This is a genomic window from Streptomyces glaucescens (genome assembly GCF_002154375.1).
GTDB classification, from domain to species: Bacteria; Actinomycetota; Actinomycetes; order Streptomycetales; family Streptomycetaceae; genus Streptomyces; species Streptomyces glaucescens.
On sequence record NZ_MUND01000259.1, the window covers coordinates 1 to 9,262 of the forward strand.

Consider the following 9,262-nt stretch of genomic DNA (forward strand, 5'->3'; position numbering starts at 1 on the left):
AGCTCGACGCGGCCCGCGTCGGCGGCGTCAACGAGAACCTGGCTATCCTGCTGCTCGCCGCCCGCTTCGGCGTCCCCGTCTGCCCGCACGCGGGCGGCGTCGGACTGTGCGAACTCGTCCAGCACCTCGCGATGTTCGACTACCTGGCCGTCTCCGGCACCACCGAGGGCCGCGTCATCGAGTACGTCGACCACCTCCACGACCACTTCCTCGACCCGGTGGCCATCCGGGACGGGCACTACACCGCGCCCACCGCGCCCGGCTTCTCGGCGGCCCTGCGGCCCGAGTCGATCGCGCGGTACACGTACCCCGGCGGCACCTTCTGGGCCGCCGACCTCGCCGAGCGAACGCGGAAGGGACAGCCGGCATGAGCGACTTCGAGGGCCTGCGGGCCCTGGTGACCGGCGGCGCCTCCGGCATCGGCCGGGCCACCGCCCACCTGCTGGCCGAGCGCGGCGCCCGGGTCGCCGTCCTCGACCTGGACACCGCGACGGTCGAGCGGCCCCTGCTCGGCCACCGGGCCGACGTCACCGACGACACCTCCGTACGCCGGGCGGTCTCGGCCGCCGCGGCGGACCTCGGCGGGCTCGACGTCCTCGTCAACAACGCGGGCATCGGCGCCCGGGGCACCGTCGAGGACAACGACGACGCCGAGTGGCACCGCGTCCTCGACGTCAACGTGGTCGGCATGGTCCGGGTCGCCCGCGCGGCCCTGCCGCATCTGCGCCGCTCGTCCCACGCGGCCGTCGTCAACACGTGCTCCATCGCCGCCACCGCCGGACTGCCGCAGCGCGCCCTCTACAGCGCGACCAAGGGCGCCGTGTACTCCCTCACCCTGGCCATGGCCGCCGACCACGTCCACGAGGGCATCCGCGTCAACTGCGTCAACCCCGGCACCGCGGACACCCCGTGGGTCGGCCGCCTCCTCGACGCCGCCGACGACCCGGCCGCCGAACGCGCCGCCCTGGAGGCCCGCCAGCCCACCGGCTGCCTGGTCACCGCGGCCGAAGTGGCGGGCGCCATCGCCTACCTGGCGAGCCCGCTGTCCGGCGCCACCACCGGCACCGCCCTCGCCGTCGACGGCGGCATGCAGGGCCTGCGCCCGCGCCCGGCGGCCCGATGAGCCGCCTCGCCCTCGGCACCGCCGCCCTCGGCAACCTGTACACCGGGATCACCGACGAGCAGGCGTACGCCACCGTGGCCGCCGCCTGGCGGCACGGCATCCGCGCCTTCGACACCGCACCCCACTACGGCCTCGGCCTGTCCGAACGCCGCCTCGGCGCCGCCCTGCGCGAGCACCCCCGCACCGCCTACACCGTCTCCACCAAGGTCGGCCGGCGCCTGGAACCCGCCGACGGCACCGGCGACGACCTCGGGCACGGCTTCGCGGTGCCCGCCACCCACCGCCGGGTCTGGGACTTCACCGCCGACGGCATCCGCCGCACCCTCGACGCCAGCCTGGAACGGCTCGGCCTCGACCGCGTCGACACCGTCTACCTGCACGACCCCGACGACCACGCCGAACAGGCCTTCCGCGAGGGCTATCCGGCGCTGGAGCGGCTGCGCGCCGAAGGCGTCGTCGGGGCGATCGGGGCGGGAATGAACCAGACCGCGATGCTCACCCGCTTCGTCCGGGACACCGACGTGGACGTGGTGCTGTGCGCCGGCCGCTACACCCTCCTCGACCAGAGCGCCCTCACCGGCCTGCTGCCCGCCGCGCGGGAACGCGGCACGGCCGTCGTCCTCGGCGGCCCCTTCAACTCGGGACTCCTGGCCGACCCCGGGCCCGCGGCGACCTACGACTACCGGCGGGCGCCCGCGGACCTGCTGGCGCGCGCCCTGCGGCTGAAGGCGCTCGCCGAGCGGCACGGCACCACCCTGCGCGCCGCAGCCCTGGCCTTCTGCGCCGCGCACCCGGCCGTCACCGCCGTCCTCGTCGGCGCCCGCTCCGCCGCCGAGGTCGACGACTGCGCCGAGCAGCTGCGCACCCCCGTACCGGCGGCCTTCTGGCAGGAACTCCGGGACACCGGCCTGCTGCCCGCCGCCGCCCCCGTGCCCGGGGAGGACCGCCCGTGATCGTCGACGCCCACCACCACGTCTGGGACCTGTCCGTGCGCGCCCAGGACTGGCTCGCCGGCCCCGGACTGGCGCCGCTGCGCCGCGATTTCACCGTCGACGACCTGCGGCCCGAGGCGGCCGCCGCCGGAGTCGGCCGCACGGTGCTGGTCCAGACGGTCACCGTGCCCGAGGAGACCCCCGAGCTGCTGGCCCTCGCCGACCGGCACGACCTGATCGGTGGCGTCGTCGGCTGGACCGACCTCACCCGCCCCGATGTCGCCGACGAACTGGCCCGGCTGCGCGCCCTCCCCGGCGGCCGGCACCTCAAGGGCATCCGCCACCAGGTCCAGGCCGAACCCGACCCGGAATGGCTGCTGCGCGCGGAGGTAGGGCGCGGCCTGGCCGCCCTCGCGGACGCCGGGCTCGTCCACGACCTCGTCGTCCGGCCCCACCAGCTGCCCGCCTGCGTCGGGGCCGCCGCCCGCCACCCCGGGCTCACCTTCGTCCTCGACCACCTCGGCAAGCCGCCCGTCGCCTCCGGCGCGACCGAACCCTGGGCGAGCGCCGTACGTACCCTCGCCGCCCTGCCGAACACCGTGTGCAAGCTGTCCGGCCTGGTCACCGAGGCCGACCCGGGGACCTGGACGGCCGACTCCCTGCGGCCGTACGCCGAGACCGTCCTGGACGCCTTCGGGCCGCACCGGCTGATGTTCGGCTCCGACTGGCCGGTGTGCACCCTGGCGGCGAGCTACGGCGAGGTCGTCGCGACGGCCGCCGAACTGACCGCCGCGCTGAGCGAGTCCGAACGCGACGAACTCTTCCGGTCCACCGCCACCCGCGTCTACGGCCTCCGAGCCGCCCCGGCCGGCCGCGTCTACGGCCTCTGAGCCGTCCCGGCCAGCCGGGTCGGCGGCAGGTACTCCCGCACGTAGGTCCGGTGCCAGCAGGCGCCGGTCTCGCGCAGCTCCCGCCAGGTGGTGTACCGGTAGCGGAAGAGCCGGGCGCGGATGTGGCGGGGCGGCTCGCCGGGCGGGAAGGGGGAGCGGCGCAGCAGCCTGAGGGTGTCGCGGTCGTTCTCCAGCAGCCGCTCCACCAGCGCGCCGAACCAGGACCCCGCGTAGGCGGGCGACAGCGCGGCGAACCACATCATCCAGTCGAGCCGCAGATGGTACGGCGCGAACTGGTGCGGCCAGCGCCGGGGATCGCCGGGCTTGCCCTTGAACTCGTACTCCCGCCAGTCGGAGTCCTCGCGCGGCACGGCGTCCGCGGTGCCCTCGATCACCACCTCGTACCGCACCCGGCTGACACTGCCGAACGCGCCGTAGGTGTTCACCAGGTGGAGCGGGTCGAAGGAGCGGTTCATGACCTGGCGCGGGGAGATCATGTTGGCCACCGGGCGGTAGCTCAGGAACAGCAGCAGCGCGGCCACCGCCAGCACCACGACCACGTACCGGAGCGGGGCGCCGGGCAGCGGCGGCGGGTCGGCGGGGAAACGGACCGCGGACAGGGCCAGCACGATGGTGATCCAGTTCAGCCAGGAGAAGTTGCCCGACAGCACCAGCCACAGCTGGGTGACGATCATCAGGGACGCGGCGGCCGTGGCGACCGGCTGCGGCGTGAACAGCAGGAACGGCACCGCCAGCTGGGTGACGTGGTTCGCGGCCACCTCCACCCGGTGCAGCGGCTTCGGCAGCCGGTGGAAGAACCAGCTCAGCGGGCCCGGCATCGGCTGGGTCTCGTGATGGTGGTCGAGACAGGTCAGCTTGCGCCAGCAGGCGTCCCCGCGCAGCTTGATCAGCCCCGCGCCGAACTCCACCCGGAACAGGATCCAGCGCAGCAGGAACAGCACCACGACCGGCGGGGCCACCTCGTCGTTGCCGAGGAAGACCGCGAGGAACCCGGTCTCCAGCAGCAGGGACTCCCAGCCGAAGCCGTACCAGGTCTGGCCCACGTTGACGATCGACAGGTACAGCAGCCACGGAACGAGCCAGAGCAGCATCGCCGCCCACAGCGGCAGCCACCCGTCGAGCCCGGCGAGCAGCGCCGCCGACACCGCGACGCCGGCCCAGGCGCATCCCGCGAAGAAGCGGTCCGAGTAGTGCAGCTGGAACAGGCTCGGCGCCTGCCGGAAGGGCACGCGTGCGACGAAACGGGGGATCGGCAGCATCCCGCGGGTGCCGAGCAGCGCCCGGAACTGCAGGGCCGCGGTGAGAAACGCAACCAGGTAGACGGCGGCCAGCGCCCGCTGGAAGACCAGCCGGCTCAGCCAGTAGTCGGACGCGGTGAACCAGTCCACGGCTCTCGCACACTCCTCTCCTTCCATGGTGGCGCGGAACGGCGGTGACGACCCTGCGTCACCGCTGGCTCCGCTTGCGTGACCCGAGTGAGTGAAGCAGACAAGGGTGACGAGTTGCCCTGAACGGGGTCATCGACCCGGACGAGGCAGGAGAACGTGGTGCCCGCATCCACCAGGACCCTCGCCACGGCCTGCGCGCTCTCGGCGGCGCTCCTCGCCGCCGGCCGCGGTGGCGACGAGCGCCTCCCCGCCCTGCCCGGCCCTCACGCGCCGGGCGCCCTGCCCACGGGCTGCGCCCGCCGGCTGACGCGGCCCCAATCCCAGCGACAAGTCGAAGAATCGGTCGATTCCTGGCAAGGTGGGCGCATGGTTGATCGGGGAGCGAGCGCCCTGTCACTCCCGGACGACTGGCCCGCCCACCCGGATCCGATCCTGGCGCTCAACCGCATGGGCAGCTTCGACTGGGACCTGGACAACGGCCTGTTCCACATGGACGCCCAGGCCCACGAGGTCTTCGACCTGCGCCCGAACGAGTACGACGGCCGCCCCGAGTCCCTGTCCGTCCGGGTCCCGCCGGACGAGGCGCTCCGCCTGGACGCCCTGGTCGCCCAGGCCATCAAGGACGGCAGCGAGAACTACGGCGCCTACTTCCGGCTCCGCTGCCGCGACGGCCGCCTGCGCTGGACCCACACGCAGGGCTACATCCGGCGCGACGGGACGGGCCGCCCGCGCCGGATCGTCGGCATCGTCCGGGACGCCACCGAGGAGCTGAGCGAGCTCCAGTCCCGGGCCCCGCAGGGCGGCCCGGAGCGCGGCCGGTACGACCAGGGCGGCGTCGTGCAGGCCACCACGGCCGCCCTCGCCCACGCCCGCACCGTCCAGGACGTCATCGACGTGCTCAGCTACTCCGACGGTGTCACCCACCTCGGCGCGACCAGCCTCGTCATGGGGCTGGTCGAGGCCGGCCGGATCCGGCTGATCGCCGAGGGTCCCGTGGACAGCCGGGTGCCCGGCACCGAGGTCACCCGGATCGACGAGGCGTACCCGATGAGCGAGGTCGTCCGCACCCTCAGCCCCCGCTTCATCGAGTCCCCGGAGGAGTTCGCGGCCGGCTACCCCGTCCTGTGGCCGCACATCACCGACCTCGGCATCACCTCGGCCGCCTATCTGCCGTTGATCGTCCAGGCCCGCCCCATCGGCGCCATGGGCCTGCTCTACGGCGACCGGCGCGGCTTCAGCCCCGAGGAACGGGACATCCTCGTCGCGCTCGGCACCAGCATCGCCCAGAGCCTGCAACGGGCCATGTTCTACGAGCAGGAGAAGGACCTCGCCACCGGCCTCCAGCAGGCCATGCTGCCGCGCACCATCCCCAGCGTGCCCGGCGCCGACGTCGCCGTGCGCTACCGCTCCGGCAGCGCCACCGGCACCCTCGGCCGGGACATCGGCGGCGACTGGTACGACCTGATCCCGCTGCCCGGAGGCCGGGTCGGTGCCGTCATCGGCGACGTCCAGGGCCACGACACGCACGCCGCCGCCGTCATGGGCCAGCTGCGGATCGTGCTGCGCGCCTACGCCGCCGAGGGCCACACCCCGGCCACCGTGATGGCCCGCGCCTCCGTCTTCCTGCACGAACTGGACACCGACCGCTTCGCGACCTGCCTGTACGCGGAGGCCGACCTCGCCACCGGAGTGGTGCAGGTGGTGCGCGCCGGGCACATCGACCCCCTGCTGCGCGCCGCCGACGGCAGTTGCCGCCGGGTCTCCGTTGAGGGCGGGCTGCCGCTCGGCCTGTCCGCCGAGTTCGGCAGCCTCGACTACCCGGTCGGCACCCTGGAACTCGACCCCGGCCACACCCTGCTGCTGCTCACCGACGGCCTCGTCGAGACGCCCGGCGCCGACCTCGACGACGGGATGCAGACCCTCACCGGACTGGTCGCCACCGGCCCCCCGGACGTCTGGAAACTCGCCGACCGGCTGATCGAGGTCGCCGAGGAACGCGGCGGCGACGACGACGTGGCCCTGCTCCTGCTGCGCCGCCGCGGCATGGACGCGCCCAAGACCGGTGGCCGCCTCCAGCAGCATGTCGCACCCGGCGACCCCGAGGCCCTGACCGGCGCCCGGCACATGATCCGCGCCGCCGTCCGCGCCTGGGGCGCCGGGGACCACGCCGACGAGATCGAACTGGTCGCCGACGAGCTGATCACCAACGCCCTGATGCACACCGAGGGCTCCGCGATCGTCACCCTCAGGGTCCTCACCGGTGCCGAACGCCGGCTGCGGGTCGAGGTCGAGGACTCCTCCAGCGCCCTGCCGCGCCGCCGGGAGGCCGGGGAGTCCGGGGTCTCGGGCCGCGGACTGCTCCTCGTCGACCTGCTGGCCGACGTGTGGGGGGTGGAGGCGCGCGGCGGCGGCAAGTGCGTCTGGTGCGAGTTCACCGTCCCGGACCGGGCCGTGCGGAGCTGAACGGGCTCACCGGGACCGGACCTGGGTGAGACTGCCGGTGCCGGGTGGCAGTCTGGACGTATGCCGGAACTGCCCGAGGTCGAAGCGCTCAAGGACTTCCTGACCGAGCACCTGACGGGACACGAGATCGTCGCGGTGCTGCCGGTCGCGATCAGCGTGCTGAAGACGTACGACCCACCGCTCACCGCCCTCCAGGGCCGCGAGGTCACCGCCGTGCGGCGGTACGGCAAGTTCCTCGCCCTCGCCACGGACGGCGGCCCGCAGCTCGTCACCCACCTGGCCCGCGCGGGCTGGCTCCAGTGGAAGGACCGGCTGCCCGACGCCCCGCCCCGCCCCGGCAAGGGTCCGCTCGCGCTGCGGGTGGCCCTGGAGACCGGCGCCGGCTTCGACCTGACCGAGGCGGGCACCCAGAAGCGGCTCGCGGTGTACGTCGTGCACGACCCCGGGGAGGTGCCCGGCGTGGCCCGGCTCGGCCCCGACCCGCTCGCCGGTGACTTCGACGAGGCCCGCCTGGCCGCCCTGCTGGCGGGGGAGCGGCGGCAGCTCAAGGGCGCGCTGCGCGACCAGAGCCTGATCGCCGGCATCGGCAACGCCTACAGCGACGAGATCCTGCACGCGGCGAAGATGTCCCCGTTCAAACTGGCCGGCGCCCTCACCGCCCAGGAGACCACCCGGCTGTACGAGGCGCTGCGCACCACCCTCACCGACGCGGTCGAGCGCTCCCGCGGTCTGGCCGCCGGGCGGCTGAAGTCCGAGAAGAAGAGCGGGCTGCGGGTCCACGGCCGCACCGGCGAACCCTGCCCCGTGTGCGGTGACACCATCCGCGAGGTGTCCTTCAGCGACTCCTCGCTGCAGTACTGCCCGACGTGCCAGACCGGCGGCAAGCCGCTGGCCGACCGCAGACTCTCCCGGCTGCTGAAGTGACCCGTTGCCGGCCCTTCGGCGGCGGGCTCACCGCATGGGCGGCCACCACTCGATCAGCACGATCGTCGCGTCGTCGCGGAGCCGGCCCGGCTGGGCGTCCAGGATCGAGTGGATCAGCCGGCGCAGGGTCTCGGGCGCCAGCTCGCCCGCGGCCGTGGCCCGGATGACCTCGTCGGCGAACCGCTCGAGGCCGAACATCTCGCCGTCACGGGTGCGCGCCTCGGTGACGCCGTCCGTGTACAGCAGCACCCGGTCCCCGGGCTGGAGGTCGATCTCGTGGGTCGTGCGGCGCCGCTCGGTGAGCAGGGACGGCAGCCCCATCGGCGGATCCGCCTCCCGCTCCATCGCGTCGACCAGCAGCCGCTGGTCCCGGATCAGCAGCGGCGCCGGATGCCCGCAGTTGGCCCAGCGCAGCCGCCCGTCGGCGAGGTCGAGCTGGGTGAGCACCCCGGTGCAGAACTGGTCCGGCAGCCAGTGTGTCAGCGCGTCGTCGACGCACTTGACCAGGTCCGGCAGATCGGCGCCGACGCGCCGGGCGTTGCGGCACGCGGACAGCGACACCGCGGTGGTCAGTCCGGAGGCGAGGTTGTGGCCCATGGCGTCGAAGACCGAGGCGTGCAGGGTGGTCTCGGTGAGCGAGTGGTCGAAGGCGTCGCCGCCGAGGTCGTAGGCGGGCTCAAGGACGGCCGTGGACACCACGTGCGCGGTGCCGATCGTGCGGGGCGGCAGGAAGGCGCGCAGCATCTCCGCGGGCAGCCGCATCGGCTCGGTCCTGGTCCGCCGTACGAAGGAGTCCTTGTACGCCCGTTTGGAGGTGACCATCATCGCCAGCAGCGTCGCGAGACTGCGGCTGCGGCGCAGCGTGGCCTGGGTGAGGGCGGGCTGGTGCACCGCCAGCACGCCCAGCCGCTCGGCGCCGTCCACGAGCGGCAGCCACGCCGTCATCCCGCCGTGCTCGGACTCCTCCACCCGCAGGGACTGCGTGCGGTACGTCCAGCCGGCCAGGGACTCGTCGATGGGCAGTGCGGAGGCGACGTCGGTCAGCGGTACCAGCTGGCGCTGCTGGAGATCGGCGAGGTAGACCACGGAGTGCTGGAGCCCGAGAGCCTTGGAGCAGCGGGCCACCGCGGTGGTCAGGTCCAGCGCCGGAGTCTCCGGGTCGGCGAGGAACTCCTCCAGCAGACCGTCGCCGGTCTCTGCCGTCGCCACGTCTCTCCCCTCGTCGGGACCGCGGGCGCGGTCGGGTCGCGTCCCTCAGCAGTCTCACACCGTCGCCCGCGGCCCGCCCGGCGGCCGGAGCGGCGGGACCGACGGCACCGCCGCAGGGGTGAGAGGTCCTCGTCATGAAGGGGCCTGAGTCCCGCATGCGGCCCGGTGCTCGAGGGGCGTGTACGAGGGCGGAACGTCCGAACGGGTCGACATCGAGGACACGCACCATGCCGTTCTCCATGACCGCCGCCCTGGGCCCGCCGCATCACCGCGGACGCCCCCGCGCGGCGCCCGCGGTGATGCGGCGGGCCC

At 74.0% G+C, this 9,262-nt stretch carries 8 protein-coding genes; 6 read left to right on the top strand and 2 right to left on the bottom strand.

Annotated elements, in window-relative coordinates; genetic code table 11:
- From CCN42_RS17910 to CCN42_RS17925, 4 genes are all read left to right on the top strand, one after another.
- Positions 1-371: enolase C-terminal domain-like protein (locus CCN42_RS17910; RefSeq protein ID WP_281259502.1), on the top strand; the 371-nt coding region annotated here is incomplete at its 5' end.
- Complete coding sequence (locus CCN42_RS17915) at positions 368-1,123, top strand: SDR family NAD(P)-dependent oxidoreductase (protein WP_086736955.1); 756 nt, start codon at positions 368-370, stop codon at positions 1,121-1,123. The genes CCN42_RS17910 and CCN42_RS17915, both read left to right, overlap by 4 nt.
- Positions 1,120-2,076, top strand: coding sequence for an aldo/keto reductase (locus CCN42_RS17920; RefSeq protein ID WP_086736957.1), 957 nt, complete (start codon positions 1,120-1,122; stop codon positions 2,074-2,076). The genes CCN42_RS17915 and CCN42_RS17920 overlap by 4 nt, the downstream gene beginning before the upstream one ends.
- A complete protein-coding gene (locus CCN42_RS17925) occupies positions 2,073-2,945 on the top strand; it encodes an amidohydrolase family protein (protein ID WP_086736959.1) in 873 nt (290 codons plus the stop codon). Before CCN42_RS17920 ends, CCN42_RS17925 begins: the two co-directional genes overlap by 4 nt.
- On the opposite strand, the gene CCN42_RS17930 is transcribed toward CCN42_RS17925, so the two are convergent.
- Entirely contained in the window at positions 2,933-4,354 is a 1,422-nt protein-coding gene (locus CCN42_RS17930; protein ID WP_086736961.1) for a lipase maturation factor family protein, read from the bottom strand. The genes CCN42_RS17925 and CCN42_RS17930 overlap by 13 nt on opposite strands.
- 366 nt (positions 4,355-4,720) lie before the next feature.
- Here CCN42_RS17930 and CCN42_RS17935 point away from each other — a divergent pair, with 366 nt between their 5' ends.
- Both CCN42_RS17935 and CCN42_RS17940 read left to right on the top strand, forming a co-directional pair.
- Positions 4,721-6,817, top strand: a complete 2,097-nt coding sequence (locus CCN42_RS17935) for a SpoIIE family protein phosphatase (protein WP_086736963.1) — start codon at positions 4,721-4,723, stop codon at positions 6,815-6,817.
- Between the two features lie 60 nt (positions 6,818-6,877).
- The gene (locus tag CCN42_RS17940) at positions 6,878-7,741 is read left to right on the top strand and encodes an Fpg/Nei family DNA glycosylase (RefSeq protein WP_086736965.1); all 864 of its coding nucleotides are present in this window, start codon (positions 6,878-6,880) and stop codon (positions 7,739-7,741) included.
- 27 nt (positions 7,742-7,768) lie between these two features.
- Here the strand turns inward: CCN42_RS17940 and CCN42_RS17945 are convergent, their stop codons facing one another.
- Complete coding sequence (locus CCN42_RS17945; RefSeq protein ID WP_086736967.1) at positions 7,769-8,950, bottom strand: PP2C family protein-serine/threonine phosphatase; 1,182 nt, start codon at positions 8,948-8,950, stop codon at positions 7,769-7,771.
- Positions 8,951-9,262: the final 312 nt, after the last annotated feature.